This is a genomic window from Hominisplanchenecus murintestinalis (assembly GCF_943193015.1).
GTDB classification, from domain to species: Bacteria; Bacillota; Clostridia; order Lachnospirales; family Lachnospiraceae; genus Hominisplanchenecus_A; species Hominisplanchenecus_A murintestinalis.
This window is the reverse complement of record NZ_CALPCM010000021.1, coordinates 1-22,080: the sequence shown is the minus strand read 5'-3', so window position 1 is coordinate 22,080 and position 22,080 is coordinate 1. Positions and strand designations below refer to the sequence as shown.

The following is a 22,080-nucleotide window of genomic DNA, read 5'->3' as shown; positions in this document are numbered from 1 at the left end:
AGGAATTTCTATGAAAATCTCAAAAAAATATTTTCTTTTCCTGGCATGTCTGCTATATATCTTTTCTATTCCTGTCACGGCAAAAGAAAAACCGCAGCCAAAGAAAATCATACTAAATCGCCGGGAAATCCTGCTGTACGTGGGAGAGACAAAAAAATTAAGCGTAGAAAAGGTAATCCCCAGGCAAGCTTCTGTAAAAGTAGGATGGAAATCTAAAAGAAAATCCATCGCGTCTGTATCACCGCAGGGATTAGTAACCGCAAAAAAAGCAGGAACAACACGCATTGCTGCAAGCTCCAGAAAAAATGTAAAAATCAATGCTTTTATAAAAGTAATTGTTAAAAAACGCCCCAAAAAATCAGAAAAGGAATGCGTCATTTCTGGGCAGACTTATCTCAATTCACCTTACATGAAAGAGAATCCTATTGTTATCAGAAGCCAGGAAGATATTGATGAGCTTTTAAAAAAGATGGCGAAAGATGGTTTTTATAAAAGAAGTTACCGGAAGGCTCTGAAATCTTCTCCCCTGGCGGCATATCGAAACATGAACTTTGATAAAGAGACTCTTGTTCTTCTGGAAACTTACCGCCAAGAGAAAGAGCCTATCACATCCTGCAGGACAAAACTGGATGCTGACGGAAAACTTCAGGCTATTGTCACCTTTCCTTATAAAGAGCGGGATTCCAGCCTTCCTCCCTTACCACCCACATTGACCAGTTATACTCTGGCTCTAAAACTAAATAAAAAGGACGCTGCCATGATTGATTATTATACGCTTGATTATCAGGAAATACCTTAAATCAAAGATCCCGCCGCAAGCAGCAGTCACTTAACTCTCTACTCACGAGAATAAACGGCAGCTCAGTTTTTCCGCTGAGCTGCCGTTATATTATATATTTGTATGAATAACTCTATTTAAATCTTGAAGCCTTATATCCCGGAACTGCCGCTTTCCAGTCTCCCCCTATCGTTTTCCGATATTTCTTTGCATACACGGAGGATTTCTCAGAGTCCATGTATTTGTACACCTTGTATGCTGCACGGCGTTTTCCGTTCAATCCGGTCAGCCCCATAGCATACCCCTGTGTCACTTCCCATTCATCATCATGCTCACAGCGCATGATGTACGCGTCCACCATAGAATTAAACTCTGCAATATAGTAAGAGTAAAGAATAGATGCTGCCTGTGCCCTTTCGCCCATAGAAGCCATATATCCCTGCTCTGACAGGATGATCCTGGTGGACGAGCCGTATTTCCTCTTAATATAATCTGTTAAATATTTGAGATTCTGAGGTGTAATGTACGGTGATTCTGCGCTTTTTGTCACATACTGATTCTTTTTGTATGGGGCGGACGGCAACGGAAAGGAATAGGAGTGATATGCCAGATTCCACTTCGTCCTGGAATCCTCTGTTTTCAAGACTTTTGCAAACTCCGTCAGAAACGTCTTGCCGTTCCACCCTACCTCGGATATCGGGATATTCCACGCATTGTCCAAAGGCACGAATACTCTCGCATTTGACCATCCCGCATGGACGGCGTCGCTAAGCATCTTAAACGCCTGCACATAAGCCTGCACATATTTTTTGAAAGAGAGATTTCCGGCATGATTCCATTGTTTCTGGGAATTCACCTCATTTCCCAACACCCAATTTGAAACCAAACAGTCCGGCTGGCTAAACACCTCGCCCAGATAGCAGAACGCTGCCTCCAGGGTTTCTCTGGACTTATTATGTAAGGTATTCAGCATATACCAGTAATCGTCCCGGGGCTGCCTTGCCGTAGGATAAATCAAATATTGATTCTCACTGTTCCAGGGCATGTACACTACCAGAGTCACGCAGACTCCCCGTTTTACAAACATTTTTACTTCCCTTTGCATGGTTTTGTTAAAATAGTAGGTCTTACCATTGTAGACGTAAGGTGTACCTTCTCCCTCTTCTGCTATCAAATCATTCAGGTTTACATTTACCAGCGTATGTTTAGAATCCAGATTCGTATCTGCCGCAAAGTGAATGCCCTTCTTTGTGGGCGGAAGCTTATATTTCTGGGTATTCTCCGCAGCAGCCTGAGGATTACTCACATATTTCGTATTGCTGATAAGCTTTAGTGACTTCCCTTTCTTTACTGCAATGCCGAATTTAGAAACCACATTGACTTTGTCCTGTGTATCCAGTTTAAAAGTAAGCTTTGATTTCTTCGGAGATTCCGCCAGTACACAGACAGGTTTCCCGGTAAGTCCATTGATCTTTACCAGATAATAGTTTCCGTCGCTGCCTGATACTTTACCATTCACTTTCGCACGGACTACCGTGCTGCCAGACACAATCTTTGCAGACGTAATCTTTGCCGGCTTTGATGCTGCTTCTGCCTGTCTTCCAGACAGACAGAAGCACACTGCAAAAAGAATGATTAAAACCAGTCCAATCCTTCTATATCTCATTTTATCCCCTTCTTTCCTTCCGTTTATTTTTTAATCTTTACGCTTTTCCCCTGGCCTTTCTTTTTCAAAAGTTTTGTATATGCCTTATATTTCTTTTTCGGAACCTTAATGACTGCTTTCTTGTAAATGCCCTTAAATGCATTTTTCCCTGCTTTTTTCAGTTTCGTGCTTTTAATCACGATACTCTTCAGTTTCTTACAGTTATAAAATACCTTTCCTTCCAACTGCTTTAATACTGTGCTCTTCAAAACGGCTTTCCTCACCTTCTTACAGCCCGCAAAAGCATTGTTTCCAATTTTTAACACATTTTTTCCTACTGTAATACTTGTCGCTTTTTTGTTATTTTTGAATGCCGACGCACCGATTTCTGTTACTTTATATTTCACGTTCTCAAATATCACTGTGTCAGGAACTACAAGTTTTGTGAAACTCCCCTTCATTCCTACTACCGTCACCGTACGTTTTAAAAGACTTGTAACCTTATAGAGATAGCCCTTACTTTCATAGATATTTCCCTCTCTGATGTCACTATACCCAGGGGTTGAACCAGGAGGTACAGGCCGTGGATTTGGATGCGGTACAGGATTCGGTTTATCTGGGTCTGGCTTATCTGGATCTGGCTTATCTGGATTTGAACCAGGATCTGGTTCTTTCAGCACCAGCCCCTGCTCTGCTGCCAGAAACACATTTTTATATCCCTTCAGAAGCTCTACATCCTTCTCATCCTCTTCTATTGCCCGTTTCATGGCATTATAAGCCTGCACGAACTGACTCCAGGACTCTTCTGTATATTTTCCTCCGTCCTTCTGTATCTTATCCGCATACTGACTCACATAGCCGGACAGTTCATCCTGCAGTTCCTTTACTTCCTGATTTGCTTTTTTCACAAGCCTGATTACCACTTTTCCTTCGATAAACTCAATGTCTGTCGCTTTCTCATCAAATCCCAGCTTTGCGGCATTTACAACTGAAATATCTATCCCATCCATGTCAATCACTGCATCCCCATTTGGTGTGAGGATAATTTCTGCTGTTTCTTCTTCTTCATCCCATTTTATTTCTGCATTCATACAGGCATCCGAAGGCAGTGAAATGTTTCCGTCATCCTGAATGGTTATCGGCTGTTTTCCTGAAATGGACATTTCCCCCGGCATAGTGTTCTCTGTCCTGTCGCCGGACAATGCCATCAATTCTTCCTCCGTATACACATCATCTGTTATCGTAATGAAAGAAACCTGGCCGCTAAAGCCATTTGTCATTCCATATGCGAAATTCTTATATTTCCCACCGCCAACCACGAAACTTGTGATATCGGAATCCGTCTTATTGAACCAGCTCTGCCAGCCGTCTCTCCACCATCCCGGCACCATGATATCGCTTCCTCCGTCTATACTGACGCGAATCTGCCCCTGATAATCTTGCCGTGTAGTATCAAAGCTCATAGCAACCGTATGCCACGCTCCATCATTAATTGCTGAGCCTAACTCTCCCCGCAAACCGCTTGTCTCTGTCCGGAAAGACGCACGGAATTTGCCGTTTGCCGCCAGCCCATAGACCATATCAGATGACTGCGCCGTAGTGTTACTTCCGCCTGCCCCCCAAACCGTTGTCCCTACTGTCTGGGTAGTTTTAAAACGATAGACGATTGTGCCGCCTGTGGTGCGTTCCCTCAGATTCTGCATTGCACGGATGTATGCGCCTCCCATATAACGGGAATCATTTGCATCTCCCAAATCTACAATATTCGTACCATCAAAAACCACATCAGAAAGATCCAGATCTAATGCCATTTTGTCCGTATCAAACGAATTCTTTGCCGCCGCACGCACTGATTTCAGCATAGGCATTGTCTGAATGATAAATGCCCCTTCTGCCGCATGTTCACCAATTTCTGCCCGAACGCGGATGCTGTAAGCCCTGTTTGCATTCAAAGCCTTTTTTACTTTCAGAGCCGTACCTGTAATCTCAAAATAATCATTATCCTGTGCGCCCTCTCCATCAACAAACATATACGTGCAAGTCCCCTCCGGAACTTTTCCTTTCATTCCAAAACTGCCTGCCTCTGTCCCAACTGCCGTTTCCCTAAGCTTTCGGTTACTTAGCGTCAGCACAAACTCTTGCACCTGTCCTTTTTTCAATTCTACATTCTGAGTCTCAAACTTCACTCTTTTTGCTGTATTTCCTGTCACCAGTGCGTGGACTTCCACCTGATAAATCCGATCTGTCGGAAGCCCGTCAAGCTTAAGTTCCTCTCCACCTCCTTCTATGGAATAAGTCCTTCCGGAAGTCTTTTCCGTAGCCGTAAGACATACATCGCCAAGCGTCCCTTCGCTGTATAATTCCTGCAAATTCTCTTTACTCAGCACAATAGAATTTTCTCCAAGCATATATATTGGAGCCTCATCTTTTGCTACATCTTCATAAGCAAACTGGTACTCCAGATTCGCAATCCTGGTGTTCGTGTTCAATCCGCACTCACGAATGAACTGCCTGGTCATCCTTGCCTGGCCTGCCGCCCCAGGATGAACCGTTCCATCTCCAAAATAGTGCGCACTGTTCATCAAATAGGGATATACATCTATTTCTTCCTGCCATTTGGTCCACTGGTCGATAAACAATATCTTCCCATCTTCTTTTGCCACATCCCGCATACGCGCCACGGACCCGGTCGCTCCAGGAATCTTTGTCCCCCAATTTCCTGTCCCCGGCGTCGGGCTTCTGAAAATAATCAATGCATCCGGATTTACTTCCCTGATTTTCGCCGCTATCTGCTTAAGCTGTACCTGGTAAGTATCATTTATCGCATCGTTTGTTCCGAGCATAATAGATACGATATCAGGGCAATACTTTGTCATACGCTGCTCAATGTGCTCCAGCGTCCTCGCCGCCGTCGCACCAGATACCGCCGTGTTTATTACGATGTCGTCTACTCTCCCCAAATCTTCTTTTACATATTTTTCAAAAAGCTGTGCAATACCGTCATGACCGCCCGTATGCTGCGCGGCATGGGTAATCGAATCTCCCATAAAAAGCCACGTCAACGGAGTTGCTTTATCATCTGCTTTCGCCCGGATTGCCTCCTGCAGCTCCGTGCGTTCCGTCTCCGCCGCAGCTGCCTGATTCCCTTCCTCAATCTCTCCTGCCACCGGAACAAACTGAACCGTTCCGTCCTGCGTCCTGACTGTCAGGGTGTATTCTTTTCCCTTAGGAAGCTCACTGATCGTAAATGGATTTCCGAAAGCTAACCCGCTAATTTCCATCCCATCTATCTCCAGAATGTATCTCCACCCTGTTCCGGGTACCTCCTGGGGAACCGTCACTTTCAGGCTGTCAGACGAAGCTGCCACTCCCGGCGCCTGTGACAGCCAGGTATCCGGCGCCTCTGTCTGACGCCAGTCCTGTATGGTCGGAAAACCTGCCGTCTGCCCATATACATCTTCTGAAAACTGCTTTGCAATCTCATAATGCCCTGCAGCATTCAGCAATCCGTCCTCTGTCAGCATCGTATTTTTAAAATTATCTGTATCTGTCCGGCTCAAATGATCTACAAGAATAATCCTCCGCCTGTTTTCCGGGCTGGCCGTCTGCACAACTTCCCTCGCCGCTGCCGCATAAAGGGAAACATTTTCTGCTGTTTCTGCGTCCTTTACCGCATGTGGAAGCTGAATTACCGCAAACCCCTCATTATATTTCATAGCAAGAGCCTTTAGAATAATACTGGTTAACGCGCCCTTAAAATCCTCTATCCCTTCTGCACCTCTCAGATAATCTTCTGGTCCAACCAAATAAGATACCGCCATTGGATCCAGCCTGGAAATATGGCTGTCCAGCTCAGACGCAAACGCCTGGGCATCCTGGCCTGACTTTCCAGCGTTCATCGTATACCGCTGCATCCCAAGCACAACACCGTCCACACGCTTTACCCAGCGCACATATTCCTCAAACTGTCCGATAAAGTTCCTGACTCCTCCGACTTCTTCGAACCTTCCCTGCGTCTCAACACCGCCGCCAAACAGCCAGGTATTGTCATATTTATCCGCCGCGAACATCCCGGTAGCGTCTCCGCGTTCTGATACTCCTGAAACAGTCACGGCAGTAACTTCTCCATTTAGATTTCCAAAATTCGTATGCTTCTGGTAACTGTTTCCGCTTAATCCTCCAATCGTTACCGCATCTATTTCCGTGCGCCAATCCCTGTAATTCGTTGAGGTTTCTCCAAAAAACGCCCTAAAAAAATCCTTCGTGCCTTTTGCCGTAGCATCTGTTGCCGCCCATTCATTTCCGTTGTCCCACGAACAGCTTGCGCCTGTCCCGGAAATAGACAGATTTAATGTATAAGACGCATTAGCTGAAAGCCTTTGCCCTGTCGGTATCGCCCAATCCGTGCTTCCCTGTGAACTTCCCGACATCACATATACCGTACCGTTTGTGCCGACAATCACAGCAATCGATGAATTTTTGCCGCTTTCAGAATTCGAATTATTATCCTTGTCGTAAATTTCCAACAAATTAATATAATTTTTAGGAAAGCTTGTTGGCTTAAAAGTAATCGAAATATCTACGCCTATGGCGCTCCGCAAATTTTCTTTAAGAAGATTTGCGTCGCTTTCTGACACTGAAAACACATTTGTTCCATTAAAAGATGTCCCTCTGAACTCAGACGCATCATAGGAAAGTCCCTCTTCCATGGACGCACCCCTCGACGTACGTTCCGCCGCCTGCACGCTTCCCCCGCTGACAGCCAAAATCCCTGCCAGTACAAGCGAAAGTATCTTCTTGCATTTCTCTTTCATATTCTCCCTCCTGCATTTAATCAAATTTCTTGGGTAATTCCTATAATTTTCATAGCTTATTCGCCTCTGTTTTGTGAAAAATCACATTTTTTTAATTATATTCCTTGAAACTACATTTGTCAAATCATTTCCTCACCCCAAATACCCCAAAATGCCGCCTCGCTCTCCCAAACTGTTGGTAACAGTTCAGCCTGCGGATTCACTGTTACGGAATCCAGCCCATTTAAAGTTTGCTGAGCACAAAGGGCTGGATTCTCTGGCTGAATTTACGCATTCTCACGGACTTTGCAGCAAGTGCAAAGTCCCGGGCTGAACTGTTACAACTGTCGCACTGTGACGCAACAAAGTGTTGACATTGGAATTCCTGCATAGTAGAATAACAATAATTGTGCGTTTAAGGACGCGGCAGAGAAAGGACTTTTTTCATGAATGATTTTAAGGTTGGCTTTATTGGCCTGGGACTAATTGGCGGTTCCATCGCCAAAGCATTGAAATATTTTTATCCGGGCGTGCACATTACTGCCCATACAAGGAGCATTGAAACCGCCCGGTATGCGCTTTCTGAGGGGATTATTGATGATGCGTGTACAGAAATCGGCAATGCTTACGGGGAATGCGATTACATTTTCCTGTGCGCGCCCGTGGAAGCAAATGTCGCCTACCTCCAAACCCTGAAACCTTTTCTAAAGGAAGATTGTATTCTGACAGACGTGGGAAGCACCAAAACGGATATCCATGAACACATCAACGCCCTCGGGATGCAGAAAAACTTCATCGGCGGCCATCCAATGGCAGGCTCTGAAAAGACAGGAATCGTCAATTCCAAGCGGCATCTTCTGGAGAACGCTTACTATGTGCTGACTCCCACTGAGGAAGTCTCGCCTGACAAAGTAAAGCGCTACGAAAATCTAGTACAGACAATCAAAGCGCTCCCCCTAATCCTGGATTACCGGGAACATGATTACGTGACAGCGGCAATCAGCCATCTCCCCCATCTCATTGCGTCTTCACTGGTAAATCTGGTGAAAGATTCTGACAATGACAGGGAAACGATGAAAACCGTAGCCGCGGGCGGCTTTAAAGATATCACAAGGATTGCTTCGTCTTCCCCGGAAATGTGGGAGCAAATCTGCTCCACAAACCGGGAAAATATCATTACCGTGCTGGACAACTATATCAACAGCCTGATATCAGTCAAAATCGCGCTCGCAGAGCATGACAGCCACAAGATTTATGAGCTTTTTGACACTTCAAGGGATTACCGGAACTCTATATCTGACGTTTCACGGGGACCTCTCAAAAAAGTCTACTCTATTTACTGCGATATGGTGGACGAAGCCGGAGGAATTGCCGCACTGGCTACAATCCTGGCTACCAACGGTATCAGCATTAAAAATATCGGTATCGTCCACAACCGTGAGTTTGAAGAAGCCGTACTCCAGGTCGAGTTCTATGAGGAAGAAGCACGGAAGAAAGCCGTCGGATTGCTTAGGAAATACCGTTACACCATTTACGAGCGATGACACAGCCGGCATATTAGAAAGGAAACTACAGATATTATGAAATATAGCAGAGTAAAAAAACTACGCGGGGAGCTGACGGTTCCCGGCGACAAATCCATCTCCCACCGTGCAGTTATGCTGGGAGCGTTAGCAGAGGGCACGACAGAAGTTACAAACTTTCTTCTGGGCGCCGACTGCCTTTCTACCATCGAATGTTTCCGGAAACTTGGTATTTCTGTGGAACTCCTGGAAAATACTGTCCGCATTCATGGAAAAGGGCTCCACGGGCTCTCAAAACCCACGTCGGAACTGAACACCGGGAACAGCGGGACTACTACCCGGCTGATTTCCGGTATCCTTGCCGGGCAGAAATTCGAAACTTTTCTAAATGGAGATGCTTCTATCCAAACTCGCCCCATGAAACGGATTATAGAGCCGCTCACACAGATGGGCGCACAGATTACCAGTATCCGGGACAACGGATGCGCACCGCTGCATATTACGGGAAAGTCTCTCCACGGCATTCATTATCTATCTCCCGTGGCGTCTGCACAAGTAAAATCTTCTATTTTACTTGCAGGGCTTTATGCCGACGGCCCTACCAGCGTAACAGAACCTTACCTCTCGCGGAACCACTCAGAAATCATGTTGCGCTATTTTGGGGCGGACGCCCGCTCTGAAGGCACTCATGCATCTGTCAGCCCAAACCCACGGCTGACCGGGCAGCATGTCCATGTACCGGGAGACATTTCCTCCGCCGCATATTTTCTCGCTGCCGGGCTTATGGTTCCGGATTCTGAAATACTGATAAAAAATGTAGGCATCAATCCCACCCGTGACGGCATCCTGCGGGTATTTCGAGAGATGGGCGGCAGCATTACACTCCTGAATAAAAGACAAAGCAGCGGAGAACCCACGGCTGACCTGCTGGTAAAAACAAGCCGTCTCCACGGCATTACTGTAAACGGCAGCATCATCCCGACACTAATTGACGAAGTCCCAATCCTCGCTGTCCTGGCATGTTTTGCAGAAGGCACCACTGTCATCAAAGACGCGCAAGAACTGAAAGTAAAAGAATCCAACCGCATCGACGTTATGGTTAAAAATCTTTCGGCTATGGGCGCGCACATCCGCGCCACAGCGGATGGCATGATAATTGAAGGCGGCCATACACTCCACGGCGCACAAGTTGACAGCTGCCTGGATCACCGCATCGCTATGTCCTTTGCCGTCGCCGCTCTGGTTTCCGAAGGAGAAACAGAAATCCTGGGAGCCGACTGCGTAAAAATCAGCTACCCAGGATTCTATACAGATTTAAAACAAATCATCTGCTCATAATATACTTTTGTATTCCTGAATTATTTTTTCATGGTCTGCGCATTTCCTGTGCAGACCTGTCTTGAAAGTATCTCATAAATCTCCTGCCGGCTTCTTTTAAGAGACATCGGGTGCCCCGCCTGATCCAGAAAACAATGCCTGCTTTCCCCGGTACACCGGACTTCTCCTGTCTCTCTATCTTCTACCCGGTAAGCCAGCCGCAGAGTAATTCCGTTAAATTCCACCACATCTACACGGATAACCACCATATCTTCGAAACGCGTCATCGCCCGGTATTTTGCCGATACTTCCAGCACCGGGCTGGCAATGCCCCTGCACTCCATTTCTCCATACCCAATTCCTATCTGGCGAAGCATATCTGTCCTGGCTTCCTCAAACCAGCGGATATAATTGGAGTGGTGGACAATGCCCATCTGATCTGTTTCATAGTACTGTACTCTGTGTTCATATGGCTGCACTTCCCTCATCTCCTTAACAATTCTGCTATCCGACTGTCCTAACATACGCTTACTCTCTGCCGCTCCAGCAATATGTACAAAGCTTGCACGGTGAAATCCCAATAGACGCTTCCATATCATCCAGCCTGTGGAACCGAAGGCTGGTAAAATTCAGCTGCTTCCGTATCTCATCCACCATCTCTTTATAATTCTGGCTGTCAGGGTTCGCATAGTCCTGCAGTACTTCCGCCTCCTTATCGCCTTCACGCTCCCGGATAATCCTTCTGGTAATCAGATCCAGCTCGGATTTCGACCTGGAGAAATTCAAGTATTTGCATCCGAAAAGCAACGGCGGACACGCCGGGCGGATATGTACTTCCTTCGCACCGCTCTGATACAAAAACTCTGTCGTTTCCCTTAGCTGCGTGCCGCGCACAATAGAATCATCAATCAGCAGCATCTTTTTTCCACGAATCAAAGCATCTATCGGAATCAGTTTCATCCGGGCGATCAGATTTCTCTGGCTCTGTTTCGCAGGCATAAAAGAACGAGGCCAGGTCGGCGTATACTTAATAAACGGACGCGCAAACGGTATCCCGGACTCATTGGCATAGCCAATGGCATGGGCAATTCCTGAATCCGGAACACCTGCCACATAGTCCACATCCACATTATCACGCTTAGCCAGCATTTTTCCGCAGTGGTAGCGCATCTCTTCCACATTTACACCTTCATATGTTGAGGTAGGGTATCCATAATATACCCAGAGGAAAGAACATATCTTCATCTCCTTTCCCGGAGGGCTTACTGTCTCTACACTCTCAGGCGTCATATACACGATTTCCCCAGGTCCTAATTCCTTATAATCTACATAGCCCAGGTTAATATATGCAGAACTTTCAAAAGATGCACAGAACGCATCCTTTTTCTTCCCAATAACCAGCGGCGTTCTTCCCATCCTGTCCCTGGCGGCATATATTCCCTCTTTTGTCATAATTAAAAGCGTCAAGGAGCCTTTCACGATTTCCTGTACAAACCGAATACCTTCTACAAGACTATCCTTCTGGTTAATCAGGGAAGCCACCAGCTCCGTAGCATTGATTCTGCCGCCGCTCATCTCCAGAAACTGAGTCGGGCCTTTCTGATATGCCAATTTAATCAATTCCTGTTCATTATCCAGCCTTCCCACTGTCGTAATCGCAAAACTTCCCAGGTGCGACTGGATAACCAAAGGCTGCGGCTCGCTGTCCGAAATACAGCCGATTCCCAGATTCCCTTCCATCTCCTCTACATCACGCTCGAACTTTGTCCGGAATGGTGAGTTTTCTATATTATGGATTGCCTTATTGAATCCGGCTCCTCCGTATACAGTCATTCCCCCTCGCCTCGTTCCCAGATGGGAATGGTAGTCCACTCCAAAAAACAAATCCATCACACAATTCTGTTTCGATGCAACACCGAATATTCCACCCATAACTTATACTCCTTTCAAAATTGAGCCTTTCTGTACTTCTCTATCAGTATACCCTCTTGTGTATCCGAACTCAACCCCATTCGACATTTTTTACACGCGGGTCTTTGTTCCCTTTGTATCACGTTTGCCAATTCGCAGCCGTTTCAGGCAGATTTCTTTTTCTTTATATACTGCCGTGCCTTCGCAGGAAGCGTCCAGATAATGCACCGCTTCCAACACATCCTCTTCTCCCAGCCGGATTCCCCGGACGCCCACGGCTCCCTTTTTCTTGTAAGGAACCTCTTCCGCCTGAAATCTCAGGAAAAATCCCTGGCGGGTCTGGAGCGCCAGCTGCTCAATACCCTTCATATCTGCAATCGAAACCACTTCGTCACCCTCCTGCAGTTTCGTTGCCGCTATGGTACGTTTCGCCACATCAAATTCGCTGCCCTCTACCTGTTTCAGCATTCCCTGGGCAGTTGCAAACAGAAGCACCGCCCCTTTCACTCTCTGCAGGCACTCTACCAATACGATTTTCTCTTGAGCGCTGTCATAATTACACAGATTATCGATAGGCGTCCCCTTGTCCCGGAACTTGCCGTAAGGCACGTCGGGCACTTTCACCGTATGCTGCTTTCCGGTATCTGTAAAAATACAGATTTTATCTGTATTCATACAGGTCAGCACGTATTTATTTTCCGAATCCGCCGCTTCCCGGTTCCGCTCATACACTGAAACATCCACCGTCTTGGCGTATCCGAATCTGTCCATCAGAAATACCACTTCTGTCTCGACAGGCTTTTTCTCTTCATAGACAGCTTCTGCAGCATTTTCTATCACGGTTCTCCTCGGCGTCCCATACTCCTTTTTCACTGCCTCCAGCTCTTTGATAATCACTTTCGCCATAGACCGATAATTATTCAGGATATCCTCATAGCGGGCAATATTTTTCAGGGTCGCCTCATGCTCCTTCATCAACGCCTCAATCTCCAGCCCAATCAGTTTATACAGACGCATTTCCAGAATCGCTGTAGCCTGCGCCTCTGTAAAACGCAGGGCTGCCGCCAGCTTTTCTGATTCCTTTGACTTAAACTTAATCCCTTCCGTCTCCCCATTGATCAGGCATGCCTTTACCTGCTTCTGGCTCTTGCTTCCCCGCAGGATTTCAATAATCAAATCAATCACATCACATGCTTTGATAAGACCTTCCTGAATCTCCTTTTTCGACAGCTCTTTATTCAGAAGCGTACGGTATTTCCGCGTCGCCAGTTCAAACTGGAAATCGATATGATGCTCCAACACATTTCTAAGACTCATCGTCTCAGGCTTTCCATCGCATACCGCCAGCATATTCACGCTGAACGTATCTTCCAGCCGGGTTTTCTTATACAACAAGTTAATCAGGTTTTGCGCATCTGCATTTTTCTTCAGCTCCAGCACGATACGGATACCTTCTTTTGAGGACTGGTTTGAAATATCCACGATGTCCGAAGCCTTTTTCGTCTCCACCAGGGACGCTACATCGTTTAAAAACTTCCCGATGTTCGCCCCCAGCATCGTATAAGGAATTTCCGTAATCACGATGCGCTCTTTCCCGCCCTTTAGCTGCTCCACTTCCACCTTGCCCCGGATTTTGATTTTCCCCGTCCCGGTCTTGTAAATCTGGGGCAGGTCATCCTTGTTTACCACAATTCCCCCTGTCGGAAAATCCGGTCCCTGGATGTACTGCATCAGCTCTTCATCCGTAATTTTGCTGTTTTTAATCATGGCCTGCACTGCATCCACCACTTCACCCAAATTATGCGGCGGAGCGCTGGTGACCATTCCTACGGCGATTCCCTCGGAACCGTTTACCAGAAAATTCGGAATCCGTACCGGAAGCACCTCAGGTTCCTTTTCTGTCTCATCAAAGTTTGGCAGAAAATCCACTACATTTTTATCCAAATCACCTAAAAACGTCTCCTGGGTAATCTTCTGCAGGCGTGCTTCTGTATATCTCATAGCAGCCGCCCCGTCCCCTTCTATGGAGCCAAAATTTCCATGGCCGTCCACCAGAGGAAGCCCTTTTTTAAATTCCTGCGCCATCACTACCAGCGCTTCATAAATAGAACTATCCCCGTGGGGATGGTATTTACCCATCGTATCGCCCACGATACGGGCGCACTTCCTATACGGCCTGTCATAGCGGATACCCAGCTCATACATATCATAAAGCGTACGGCGCTGCACCGGCTTGAGTCCGTCCCGGATGTCCGGAAGCGCGCGCGAAACGATAACGCTCATAGCATAGTCAATATAAGACTTCTGCATCACGTCCGAATATTCCGTGCGTATAATATTCTGCTCTAAACTTTCCATCTCTGTACCTTACCTTCCATTGCTATACGTCAAGTTCCGCATCCTGGGCATGTTCATAGATAAATGCCTTCCGTGGCGGAACTTCCGTCCCCATCAGCATCTCCGTCACATCCGAAGCCATCCTCGCATCTTCAATTTCCACACGCTTCATTATCCTGGTCTCAGGATTCAGCGTTGTCTCCCAAAGCTGGTCAGCATCCATTTCTCCAAGGCCTTTATAGCGCTGCAGGGTAAATGAGCCTTTGTGTGCCTTACGGTAACGCTCAAGAGCTTTGTCATCATAAAGATATTCTTCTTCTCCTTTTGACGGCATCGCCTTGTACAGAGGCGGCATCGCAATATATACATGCCCTTCATAAATCAAATCCGGCATAAAACGGTAAAACAGAGTCAGAAGCAGCGTGCTGATATGGGCGCCGTCCACATCAGCATCCGCCATAATGATAATCTTGTCATAACGCAGCTTTGTAATGTCAAAATCGTTTCCGTACCCTTCAGAAAATCCGCAGCCAAACGCATTGATCATTGTTTTAATTTCTGCATTGGCCAGCACCTTATCAATACTCGCTTTTTCCACATTCAAGATTTTCCCCCGGATAGGAAGTATCGCCTGGAAATTCCGGTTTCTGGCTGTCTTTGCAGAACCTCCCGCAGAATCTCCCTCCACAATGAAAATCTCACACTTGGAAGCATCTCGGCTCTCACAATTCGCTAATTTTCCGTTCGAGTCAAAAGAATATTTTTGCTTCGTCAGCATATTCGTCTTAGCTTTCTCTTCCGACCGTCTGATTTTCGCCGCTTTCTCCGCGCAGGAAAGCACGCTTTTAAGCGTCTCCAGATTTCTGTCGAAATATAGAACCACCTCTTCTCCTGTCACCTTCCCTGAAGCCTTTGAAGCGTCCTGATTGTCCAGCTTCGTCTTTGTCTGCCCTTCAAACCGGGGCGCCGGATGTTTGACGGAAATTACAGCCGTCAACCCGTTTCTTATGTCCGCTCCGGTAAAGTTCGCGTCTTTTTCTTTCAATATGCCAAGCTCCCTGGCATACGTGTTCATCACTGTCGTAAACACTGTTTTAAATCCCGTTAAGTGCGTACCACCCTCCGCGTTGTAAATATTATTACAAAAGCCCAGTACATTTTCATGGAATTCATTCACATACTGGAACGCACACTCCACGGTAATTCCTTCAGATTCCCCTTTAAAATACACCGGCTCATGGATAGTCTCTTTCTTCTTATTCAAATCCTTTACATATCCAATAATGCCATCAGGTTCATGAAACTCAATATGTTCCGTTGCCCCGTCCCGTTTATCCTCAAAAACAATCACCAGATTCGGGTTCAGGTAAGCCGTCTCATGCAGCCTGCTCTTCACCTCTGCCGCTGCAAACCTGGTCTTTTCAAAAATCTCCGGATCAGGCAGAAAGTTAATCCAGGTTCCCGTCTTTTTCGTCCTTCCGATGACCGGAAGCAGCCCATTTTCTAATTCAACGGTAGGAACGCCTCTCTCATAACGGTCATAGTGCACTGCACCTTCACGGCTTACTTTGATTTCCAGATAAACAGACAGCGCATTGACTACCGAAGAACCCACCCCGTGCAGCCCTCCGCTCGTCTTATATACCGTATTATCAAACTTTCCTCCCGCATGGAGCGTGGTAAACACAAGCCTCTCTGCAGACATCCCTTTCTCGTGCATCCCCACCGGAATCCCACGTCCATTGTCGTTTACCGTAGCAGAGCCGTCTTTCTCCAGTGTTACCTCTATCCTGTCACAGTGCCCTGCCAGATGCTCGTCCACGGCATTATCCACAATCTCATATATCAGATGGTTCAGCCCTTTCCGCGACACGCTTCCTATATACATGCCCGGCCGTTTCCTGACTGCCTCCAGTCCTTCCAACACTGAAATACTGCCGGCGTCATATGTGATACTTTTCGCCATTTTTTCATTCCTTTCTCCGCCGGAACCTGCCCGGCATACACTCCGGATTTCCGGAAAGATATCATCCCGTCTTATATGCGAACTAATATTCTGTTACCCAACGGCTATTATAACCATAAATCCTACAGAAATGCAAGAAAAAAAGCACTATTCCTTCGATAAACCACATCTGCCAAACTACCATGATTTATTTCTCCGCTTCTTCTACACGCGGATATGGAATATTGCTTTTTGTCCTTCTTACCTTCTTCTGATTCGCTTCTTCTATAAACCTTCAAATATCTCTCCCAGCGTCATCGTTATATGCGGAAATCCTCTTAAACTGATCACTGTTTCTGCATTATAGTGTTCCTCTTCTTTGTCATTTTCTAAAATATAACTGTACCTCAAAATATATTTTCCATTTTCCAGGTAATAGATTTCGACGGCTCCCTGCTGTGAAACAATCCAATATTCTTCCACTCCTGCTTTTTCATAAGCCGCCATTTTTTCTGTCCTATCTTTCATGACCGTTGACGGACTTAACGTTTCAGCAATAAACTTTGGCACGCCGCTGTAACTCCCGCCTTTCAAATGCTTCCTGTCACAGATTACCATGATATCAGGAACGACATAATCATCATTTTCCTCCGGATGATATTTAAAATCCAGATTTTCCATGAATACCAGGCACAAGCTATTCTTCAATCCTATCTTTATAATCGTATTAATATTATTATTAATGATTCCATGCCTGTAATTTGGCGATGGCGACATATCATATACGATGCCATTCATTTTTTCCTGCTTTCTATATTCTTCTTTCAATAATGGCATAGTTTCACATCCTTTCCTAAAGCGTGCAGATGGCAGGAATGAATTTTCAAACACGCTCTAATATCAAATTATAGCACAGACCCCAAATGCTGAAAAGAAATTTTCTAAAACAACAATTCCTACAAAACAATAAAACGCTATAACACTCACCTTGCGTGCTTTAGCGTTTCACATTTTCTCAACAGTCCGTAGGGGAATCGAACCCCTGTTTCCGCCGTGAGAGGGCGGCGTCTTAACCGCTTGACCAACGGACCATATCTTAACCGACTCCCATATATTACTACACCTTCCGTCAAAATGCAAGCGTTTTTTTCTCTTTCTTCTCTTTTTCACTCCCGCACAGCTCCGTCCCGTCAAACATATGATAAAGTAAAAAGAAATCAGGAGTATCTAAGCCATGTATTTAGGCGTTGGTATTTTTATCATAATATGTATCTTCTTTTTCTATCTCCGGTTTTACCGGAAACCCTGCGCGATCCGCAAAGTATGCTGCCTGTGCATGAAAGAAAAATGCTGTATCCTTTCAGACCTTATTACTCCGTTTGGATATGCTTACGATGAGCAGCAGGATATATTCACCTCACGAATTGACGCATGGCAGCGCCATTACGGTTACTGTACCCTCTTTGACGCCACCGCGCCCTTTTTCCAGATGGTGTTCGACTGTGAACCTGTCTATTTTAACTATAAAGGCTGTACCTGGATGATTGAATTTTGGAAAGGGCAGTACGGAATAAATACAGGATGTGAAGTAGGCGTCTACAAAGCTGATCGTCTTCTTCGTCCATCCGAACGCAAACACACGCTTTTCTATGGAGTCAGCGGATGCGAAATGCTTCCCTTGGAAATCCGCCTGTGTAAAAACGGCCGTCCACTCTTTGCTCTATCCAAATGCCACTGGTGGCTGACTGGATTTTGCATGGGAATGTTCTCAAAACCACGCGAACTGCAGCTGACAGTCTCCATCACATTTCCGAATTGCGACATGATGCATGCTTTCACAGAAGCTTTACAGGAGAACGGCTATTGCCAAAACACTTTCTGCATAGAAGACCATACTGTTACCCTCTTTTTCGATATCCCAGAATCGCCGCAGCCCTGCCGCCATTTCAGGCTTCGCCGCGCCATAGCACAGTGCATGAACCGTCTGTTCTGCTGGATTTACCGCCGGATTACCAGGCCGTTTTGCAAAAACATCGACCGCCTTCTGTACCTGTATTATTTCCTCCCCTTTGCTTTCAGGAAAATGATTACCATACGAAAACCAAGAAAACGCCGGAGGACTATGCGATGAATTATAATCACCGACTCCAAAAAGCTTTCCTTCAGGCTCCCACTCTCCCGCTCTCCGAAGATTCCAAATATATTTTAATCAGCGACTGCCATCGGGGAAATGGCAGCTCCAGCGATAATTTTTTAAAAAACCAGCATCTGTACTTTGCAGCGCTGCAGCACTACTATGCCCAGGGTTTTACCTATATCGAACTCGGGGACGGCGACGAGCTTTGGGAGAACCGTTCCATGCAGCAGATTATAGATGTCCACAGCAACGTATTTTGGCTGCTCTCAAAATTTTACCAGAAAAAGCGGCTCTATCTGCTATATGGAAATCATGATATTATAAAAAAATCACCCAAAAAGGCAGAACAGTTTTTTGAATCTTATTCCTGTCCTTCCGAGCGTAAAGACCTCCCCCTCTTTCCCGGAATCACCTTCTATTCCGGCCTGATTCTAAAAGATTCCGAACAGCAGAAAGACATTTACCTAACTCACGGCCATCAGACCGACTTTTTAAACAGCAATCTGTGGCAATTAAGCCGTTTCCTTGTACGTTATGTATGGGGTCCTGCCGAACGTATGGGATTCCACGACCCTACCAGCGCCGCCAAGAATAACAAAAAGAAACGCCGCGCCGAAGAAAAACTTACAAACTGGGCGCAAAGCAAAGGTCATATATTAATCACCGGGCACACACACCGCCCCATGATCGGAACAGCCGACGCACCTTACTGCAACACTGGAAGCTGCGTCCATCCCCGCTGTATCACTTGCATTGAAGTTGAACATCGCTGCATGACGCTTGTAAAATGGACGATGAATACACGGGCTGACCAAACCCTCTATGTCGCGCGTGAAGTACTCGCAGACCCCATCTGTATCAGCGAATATACAAAAAACCCCTCGGCATCCTAGCCGGGGGAGTTTTTATACCTCTGACAGTTATCCAAAAATCAATTGACATAAGTAAATCTTATGATTATGTGCAGCATCGATTTATTTAAAAAATAGCATATATCTTTATATTGCCCTTTTAATAACATTTAAAATTTGACCCCAATTTTGACCCCAAAGATTACATTCTGAAACAACCGAAAACGACCTGAAATTCAATTTTATAGCTTTTAAAGCATTAAAAAAGTGCCGAAAATGCTATGTTTTCGACACTTTTCATATATGGAGCTGACTGTTTCAATGTCGAACTCTCCACACCCTTATCACCGTCAGCATTTTTAGTATCAGTAATTTCTGTAAGCGTGTCTAAATCAATCACTGTTTCATTATTTATATAATACCATGTGATAACAAGCCTGTCATCATAAACATAAATTTTATCAACGAAATATTCTAAAATCGTATTTCTTGTTTCTGTATCATCAAAGTCTGCATTGGCATACTTGTCAAAATACTGCTGTATGCTGTGTCCATCATCTACAATAGCCTGTTTTAGCCTCTCTGTTTCGATGGCTTCTTTAATAGCTGTTTTCCGATTCTCTAATTCGGCAAGGCGATTTGTAACAGTATCAGACAGCACGCCTTTTTCAATAGCCTTTATTAAATTATTGATACCTTTCTCGGTTTCTTTTAATTCGGCTTCTAAACCACCTATATAACCATTATCAGCGTTTAACTCTTTGTAATATGTAGCTACATCCACAGCTAGGCTTGCCAGATTTTCTGAATTTTCAAGAAGTTGACGCAAAACCCACACCACATGGACTTCTAATTGAAGTTGAGGTATGTTCCGCAAATTACATTTATGTTTGCGATGATTTTTACAGGCATAATAATAATGGATTTTACCAGTCTTTGAAGTGCCGGACATTCCATGCATTGTTGCACCGCACTCACCGCAATATAATTTCCCGGTCAGCCAGTAACGAGGAGCGTCCTCCTCAATAGATGGCGTTTTTGCCTTGTGCTTATTTCTTTCAAACCGCTTCTGTACTTCTTCAAAAAGCTCATCCGATACAAGTCTTGGCATACCATCCTCAATCATAATATCCGAATACTCATATACGCCTTGTTTTTCAAAATATGCCTAAGGCTATTCACTTTAAATACACGCCCATGCACTGTCCTTACTCCCTGTGCATTCAACTCATCCGCAATTTCAGTCAATGGCTTGCCATCTGCATACTGTTTAAAAATATACTGTACCACAGGAGCAGTTGTTTCATCTTTAATATAATGCTTTGTATCGTCCACTTTATACCCTAACATCTTATGACCGTTATAAAGGGCATTCTCTGCATTATAACGCATTCCGCGCACAACATTTTGACGCAACTGCTTTGAATAAAATTCTGCCATAGATTCCAGCATACCCTCCATCAGAACAGATTCCGGTGAATCATCTGGAATCGCTTCTGCAATATAACTTATAGAACAGCCAGCATCCCGGATTGTTTTCTTTGCAAGGGCAAGGGTATATCTGTCCCTACCGAGCCTGTCTGTTTTCCAAAGTATCAGAACAGCAGGTTTTAATTTGCTAACTTCTGCTAACATTTGCTGGAATCCTGGTCTTTCGTCCGTTGTTCCTGATATTGCCCTGTCCGTATATTCTTTGATCATATTCAAATCATGTTTTTCCGCATAAAATTGCGCCTGTTCCCTTTGCTGGTCGATAGACGCTTCATTTTGAGAATGGGAACTAAAAAGGTAACACTCAAATTGAATGTTACCTTTTTTGCAACTATTGTAACGGTCTTCTCTTCCCGCATTTGGAGCATTCTTCGTAGTTGTAGGGTTTTGCATAGGGAGTACAGTCCGAGCAGCTGCCATGACCGTATTCACGGTTGAGAGCTGCTTCCACTCTGTGAGCCTGCCACTCCTTTGCATTAGCGAATATCTGACCACATGCACATTGGCAATACACTGGACCGCTGTCCGTGGTAAACACTCTGACCCAGTCATGCTTACACTCTGTACCAACATTCTTAACAGTTACCTTACAAGTAGCTTTCTTCTTAGAGCCATCTGCGGCGGTAGCAGTAATGGTAGCTGTCCCGTTAGAAACAGCCGAAACTTTACCGTTACTGTCTACTTTGACAACTTTAGTATTACTTGATTTCCATGTGACCTTACGCTGATTAGCATTGGTCGGCTTTGCTGTAGCTTTCAGAGTAACCGTAGCACCTTTCTTAGTAAGAGTGGCGGTCTTTTTATTCAGTGTTACAGAGGTAACAGGCTGTTTTACAGTCACCTTGCAGGTGTATTTCTTGCCAGATACCTTAGCGGTAATTGTAGCTGTGCCCTTTTTCTTAGCGGTTATTTTTCCTTTGGAATTTACTGTGGCAACAGATTTTTTGGATGTAGACCATGTGACTTTCTCAGTCGTTCCAGATACTTTAAGATTGTATGATTTCTTGACGTTCAGCGCAATTTCAGTTTTATTCAATTTCACTTTTGCCTTTGCCTCTGCTTGCATGGGCATAGCCAGTGTTAAAGCCATAGCAATAATAACAATAGTTGCGATTGATTTTCTGATGATGTTCTTCATAATGAATCCCCTTTCTTTGGTATATGCTAAATATTCATTTTTGTGAAAAAAATCGTCATTTTTCGACATATGTTAGCTTAATTAAAAATTATACTCTCTTTTATCAGTTTTGTCCATTTCAAAATCAGCTCCTTTCTTTTTTACTTTTGCACCCGCTCCCTTAATTATAGCCTAACGCAATAGATACAGAATAAGTGAAAAGAGATACAGAACC

General features: G+C 45.2%; 15 protein-coding genes and 1 tRNA gene. 5 read left to right on the top strand and 11 right to left on the bottom strand.

Annotation, left to right across the window (positions count from 1 at the left end):
- The first annotated feature begins 10 nt into the window (after nucleotides 1–10).
- Nucleotides 11–799 carry an Ig-like domain-containing protein gene (locus NFR99_RS08940; protein WP_135976572.1) on the top strand — a complete coding sequence of 263 codons (789 nt, stop codon included), beginning with the start codon at nucleotides 11–13 and terminating at the stop codon, nucleotides 797–799.
- A 112-nt stretch (nucleotides 800–911) separates the two neighbouring features.
- Here the strand turns inward: NFR99_RS08940 and NFR99_RS08935 are convergent, their stop codons facing one another.
- Together NFR99_RS08935 and NFR99_RS08930 are read right to left on the bottom strand one after the other, a co-directional pair.
- On the bottom strand, nucleotides 912–2,444 hold the full coding sequence (locus NFR99_RS08935; RefSeq protein WP_135976440.1) for a DUF5722 domain-containing protein: 1,533 nt from the start codon (nucleotides 2,442–2,444) through the stop codon (nucleotides 912–914).
- Nucleotides 2,445–2,467: 23 nt separating this feature from the next.
- Entirely contained in the window at nucleotides 2,468–7,237 is a 4,770-nt protein-coding gene (locus NFR99_RS08930) for a GDSL-type esterase/lipase family protein (RefSeq protein ID WP_251353455.1), read from the bottom strand.
- A 425-nt stretch (nucleotides 7,238–7,662) separates the two neighbouring features.
- Between NFR99_RS08930 and NFR99_RS08925 the strand changes: the two genes are divergently transcribed.
- Both NFR99_RS08925 and aroA read left to right on the top strand, forming a co-directional pair.
- Nucleotides 7,663–8,760 (top strand): prephenate dehydrogenase, encoded by a 1,098-nt coding sequence (locus NFR99_RS08925; RefSeq protein WP_251353454.1) that lies wholly within the window; start codon nucleotides 7,663–7,665, stop codon nucleotides 8,758–8,760.
- Between the two features lie 36 nt (nucleotides 8,761–8,796).
- Entirely contained in the window at nucleotides 8,797–10,077 is a 1,281-nt protein-coding gene (gene aroA / locus NFR99_RS08920; protein ID WP_251353453.1) for a 3-phosphoshikimate 1-carboxyvinyltransferase, read from the top strand.
- 20 nt (nucleotides 10,078–10,097) lie between these two features.
- On the opposite strand, the gene NFR99_RS08915 is transcribed toward aroA, so the two are convergent.
- The 6 genes from NFR99_RS08915 to NFR99_RS08890 form a co-directional block, all read right to left on the bottom strand.
- On the bottom strand, nucleotides 10,098–10,580 hold the full coding sequence (locus NFR99_RS08915; protein ID WP_251353452.1) for an acyl-CoA thioesterase: 483 nt from the start codon (nucleotides 10,578–10,580) through the stop codon (nucleotides 10,098–10,100).
- 4 nt (nucleotides 10,581–10,584) lie between these two features.
- Nucleotides 10,585–11,988, bottom strand: a complete 1,404-nt coding sequence (locus NFR99_RS08910; protein ID WP_120485081.1) for an amidophosphoribosyltransferase — start codon at nucleotides 11,986–11,988, stop codon at nucleotides 10,585–10,587.
- Nucleotides 11,989–12,078: 90 nt separating this feature from the next.
- The gene (locus tag NFR99_RS08905; RefSeq protein WP_120485082.1) at nucleotides 12,079–14,325 is read right to left on the bottom strand and encodes a DNA gyrase/topoisomerase IV subunit A; all 2,247 of its coding nucleotides are present in this window, start codon (nucleotides 14,323–14,325) and stop codon (nucleotides 12,079–12,081) included.
- Between the two features lie 22 nt (nucleotides 14,326–14,347).
- Nucleotides 14,348–16,270: a DNA gyrase/topoisomerase IV subunit B gene (locus tag NFR99_RS08900; protein WP_251353451.1), complete on the bottom strand. Its 1,923-nt coding sequence runs from the start codon at nucleotides 16,268–16,270 to the stop codon at nucleotides 14,348–14,350.
- Nucleotides 16,271–16,534: 264 nt separating this feature from the next.
- Nucleotides 16,535–17,086 carry a Uma2 family endonuclease gene (locus tag NFR99_RS08895; RefSeq protein ID WP_120485084.1) on the bottom strand — a complete coding sequence of 184 codons (552 nt, stop codon included), beginning with the start codon at nucleotides 17,084–17,086 and terminating at the stop codon, nucleotides 16,535–16,537.
- 182 nt (nucleotides 17,087–17,268) lie between these two features.
- A tRNA-Glu gene (locus tag NFR99_RS08890) sits at nucleotides 17,269–17,340 on the bottom strand.
- A 143-nt stretch (nucleotides 17,341–17,483) separates the two neighbouring features.
- Here NFR99_RS08890 and NFR99_RS08885 point away from each other — a divergent pair.
- Together NFR99_RS08885 and NFR99_RS08880 are read left to right on the top strand one after the other, a co-directional pair.
- Nucleotides 17,484–18,380 (top strand): DUF4474 domain-containing protein, encoded by an 897-nt coding sequence (locus tag NFR99_RS08885; protein WP_120485085.1) that lies wholly within the window; start codon nucleotides 17,484–17,486, stop codon nucleotides 18,378–18,380.
- Nucleotides 18,377–19,279 (top strand): metallophosphoesterase, encoded by a 903-nt coding sequence (locus NFR99_RS08880; protein WP_251353450.1) that lies wholly within the window; start codon nucleotides 18,377–18,379, stop codon nucleotides 19,277–19,279. The genes NFR99_RS08885 and NFR99_RS08880 overlap by 4 nt, the downstream gene beginning before the upstream one ends.
- Nucleotides 19,280–19,496: 217 nt before the next feature.
- Here NFR99_RS08880 and NFR99_RS08875 read toward each other — a convergent pair whose 3' ends face one another.
- From NFR99_RS08875 to NFR99_RS08865, 3 genes are read right to left on the bottom strand one after another with little or no spacing between them, the layout of a single operon-like run.
- Complete coding sequence (locus NFR99_RS08875; protein WP_251353449.1) at nucleotides 19,497–20,363, bottom strand: recombinase zinc ribbon domain-containing protein; 867 nt, start codon at nucleotides 20,361–20,363, stop codon at nucleotides 19,497–19,499.
- Nucleotides 20,360–21,121 (bottom strand): recombinase family protein, encoded by a 762-nt coding sequence (locus tag NFR99_RS08870; RefSeq protein WP_251353448.1) that lies wholly within the window; start codon nucleotides 21,119–21,121, stop codon nucleotides 20,360–20,362. The genes NFR99_RS08875 and NFR99_RS08870 overlap by 4 nt, the downstream gene beginning before the upstream one ends.
- Complete coding sequence (locus NFR99_RS08865; protein WP_251353447.1) at nucleotides 21,060–21,866, bottom strand: Ig-like domain-containing protein; 807 nt, start codon at nucleotides 21,864–21,866, stop codon at nucleotides 21,060–21,062. The genes NFR99_RS08870 and NFR99_RS08865 overlap by 62 nt, the downstream gene beginning before the upstream one ends.
- Nucleotides 21,867–22,080: the final 214 nt, after the last annotated feature.

Coding starts and splice junctions, on each gene's coding strand:
- NFR99_RS08940 (WP_135976572.1), top strand. CDS start 11: ATGAAAATCTCAAAAAAATATTTTCTTTTCCTGGCATGTCTGCTATAT.
- NFR99_RS08935 (WP_135976440.1), bottom strand. CDS start 2,444: ATGAGATATAGAAGGATTGGACTGGTTTTAATCATTCTTTTTGCAGTG.
- NFR99_RS08930 (WP_251353455.1), bottom strand. CDS start 7,237: ATGAAAGAGAAATGCAAGAAGATACTTTCGCTTGTACTGGCAGGGATT.
- NFR99_RS08925 (WP_251353454.1), top strand. CDS start 7,663: ATGAATGATTTTAAGGTTGGCTTTATTGGCCTGGGACTAATTGGCGGT.
- aroA (WP_251353453.1), top strand. CDS start 8,797: ATGAAATATAGCAGAGTAAAAAAACTACGCGGGGAGCTGACGGTTCCC.
- NFR99_RS08915 (WP_251353452.1), bottom strand. CDS start 10,580: ATGTTAGGACAGTCGGATAGCAGAATTGTTAAGGAGATGAGGGAAGTG.
- NFR99_RS08910 (WP_120485081.1), bottom strand. CDS start 11,988: ATGGGTGGAATATTCGGTGTTGCATCGAAACAGAATTGTGTGATGGAT.
- NFR99_RS08905 (WP_120485082.1), bottom strand. CDS start 14,325: ATGGAAAGTTTAGAGCAGAATATTATACGCACGGAATATTCGGACGTG.
- NFR99_RS08900 (WP_251353451.1), bottom strand. CDS start 16,270: ATGGCGAAAAGTATCACATATGACGCCGGCAGTATTTCAGTGTTGGAA.
- NFR99_RS08895 (WP_120485084.1), bottom strand. CDS start 17,086: ATGCCATTATTGAAAGAAGAATATAGAAAGCAGGAAAAAATGAATGGC.
- NFR99_RS08885 (WP_120485085.1), top strand. CDS start 17,484: ATGTATTTAGGCGTTGGTATTTTTATCATAATATGTATCTTCTTTTTC.
- NFR99_RS08880 (WP_251353450.1), top strand. CDS start 18,377: ATGAATTATAATCACCGACTCCAAAAAGCTTTCCTTCAGGCTCCCACT.
- NFR99_RS08875 (WP_251353449.1), bottom strand. CDS start 20,363: ATGATTGAGGATGGTATGCCAAGACTTGTATCGGATGAGCTTTTTGAA.
- NFR99_RS08870 (WP_251353448.1), bottom strand. CDS start 21,121: ATGCAAAACCCTACAACTACGAAGAATGCTCCAAATGCGGGAAGAGAA.
- NFR99_RS08865 (WP_251353447.1), bottom strand. CDS start 21,866: ATGAAGAACATCATCAGAAAATCAATCGCAACTATTGTTATTATTGCT.